At 72.0% G+C, this 2,023-nt stretch carries 2 protein-coding genes; one reads left to right on the top strand and one right to left on the bottom strand.

What is annotated here, in order from left to right; all coding sequences use genetic code 11:
- A partial coding sequence (locus G4D87_RS37040; protein ID WP_163787485.1) for a M1 family aminopeptidase occupies positions 1–713 on the top strand: 713 nt, incomplete at its 5' end.
- A gap of 9 nt (positions 714–722) precedes the next feature.
- On the opposite strand, the gene ftsY is transcribed toward G4D87_RS37040, so the two are convergent.
- A partial coding sequence (gene ftsY / locus G4D87_RS37035; protein ID WP_163787484.1) for a signal recognition particle-docking protein FtsY occupies positions 723–2,023 on the bottom strand: 1,301 nt, incomplete at its 5' end.

Below are 2,023 nucleotides of genomic sequence, written 5' to 3'. Positions count from 1 at the left end.
GGGTGCTGGGACAGCTCAACGGCGCCATGGAGCGCACGCTGGAGTTCACCGTGGCGCACGAGGTGGCGCACCAGTACTTCGCGGGGCTCGTGGGCTCGGACCCCATCCTGGAGCCGGTGGTGGACGAGTCGCTGGCCCAGTACGCCGCGCTCCTCTACCTCGAATGGAAGCACGGCAAGAAGGTGGCGGAGTCGGCGCGGCAGGAGACGCTGGTGGGGCAGTACCACCTTTACCGGATGACGGGCGGCAAGGACGGCCGCGCGGACCGGCCCACGGGCCACTTCGCGGATGAGTTCGAGTACGGCGCGCTCGTCTACGGCAAGGCGCCCCTGCTGCACCACGCCTCCAGGAAGCTGGTGGGAGACGCCGCCTTCCTCAAGGCCCTGCGCGCCTACGTGGACACGTACCGCTTCAAGTGGACGTGCAAGGACTGCTTCACGAAGGAGCTGGCGAAGGCGAGCCCCGCCAACGCGAGCGCGCTGGAGCGGCTGCGCACGCGCTGGTGGCGGGAGGCGAAGGGCGACGCGGACCTGGGCAAGCCCCGGCTGGAGTCGGTGCTGGGCGGCTTCGAGGGGCTGGAAGGGCTGGAGTCGCTGCCCGGCATGGACCTGGAGGCGCTCCAGGGCCTTCAGGGCTTCGAGGCCTTCCAGGAGATGGACGCCCAGTCGAAGGAGCTGCTGGAGCAGCTCATCCCCGGGTTGATGGGGGAGTGACGCGGGCCCTCAGTCGAAGAGGGCGCGGACGAACTCGCGCGGCTCAAAGCGGCGCAGGTCGGCCACCTTCTCGCCCACGCCCACCCAGACGACGGGGAGCTTGAGCTCGTCGCAGATGCCGATGACGACGCCGCCCTTCGCGGTGCCGTCCAGCTTCGTCAGGGCGATGGCGCTGACGCCCACGGCCTCGTGGAACTGCTTGGCCTGCTGAATCGCGTTCTGGCCGTTGGTGGAGTCCAGCACCAGCAGCACCTCGTGCGGCGCGCCGGGCAGGGCCTTGTCCATGACGCGCTTCACCTTCTTCAGCTCCTCCATCAGCGGGGCCTTGGTGTGGAGCCGACCGGCGGTGTCCGCGATGATGACGTCCGCGCCTTCCTCCTTCGCCTTCTTGATGGCCTCGAAGATGACGGCGCTGGGATCTCCTCCCTCGGCGCCCTTCACCAGTTGGGCCTGAGCGCGCTCGGCCCACACGTCGAGCTGCTCGGTGGCGGCGGCGCGGAAGGTGTCACCCGCGGCGAGCACCACCTTCTTGCCCTCGCTGGTGAGCTTCGCGGCCAGCTTGCCGATGGTCGTCGTCTTCCCGGCGCCGTTGACGCCCACCACCATGACGACGTGCGGCGGGCCGCCGCCCTCCAGGGAGCGCGGGACGGGCAAGTCGCAGATGCGGGCGACCTCGTCGCGGATGAGGCCCTTGATGCGCTCGGGGTCCTTCAGCTCGTTGCGCTTGAGCTTCTCGCGGGCCACCTCCACCAGGTGGTTGGCGGTGCGCACGCCGATGTCGGCGGTGAAGAGGATTTCCTCCAGCTCCGCCAGGACGGACTCGTCCACCTGGCGCTGCTGGCCGAACAGGCCGTTGAGCCGGGCCATGAAGCCCTGGTTCCGCGTCTTGTCCAGGCCCTGGGCCAGGGTGCGGCCGGCCTCGGCCTCCACCTTGGCGCGCGCGGCGGCCTCCTCGGCGCGGCGGGCCTCCTCGGCGGCGGCGGCCTCGCGGGCGCGCTCCTCCTCCAGCAGCCGCTGGGCTTCGGCCTGCTCGCGCTTGCGGCGCTCCCGGGCCTCGTCGTCCGCGGCCTTCTTGGCGCGGTACTCGGCGCGCTTCTCCTCCTCCTCGCGCTCCTTGAGGGCGCGGGCCTCCTCCTCCAGCCGGGCGCGCTCGGCGGCGTCCGTGGTGGCGCGGGCGGCCTGGGCGGCCTCGGCGCGCTGGCGGGCCAGGGCCTCGGCGCGCTCGTGGGCTTCCTCGGCCTCGCGGAGCCGGGCGGCCTCCGCCTCGGAGGGGGGCAGCTCCACGCGCAGGCGGGGCTGCTCGGCGGCTG

The organism is Myxococcus vastator (genome assembly GCF_010894475.1).
GTDB classification, from domain to species: Bacteria; Myxococcota; Myxococcia; order Myxococcales; family Myxococcaceae; genus Myxococcus; species Myxococcus vastator.
The sequence above is the reverse complement of the archived record's forward strand: the minus strand, read 5'-3'. Positions and strand labels throughout refer to the sequence as shown.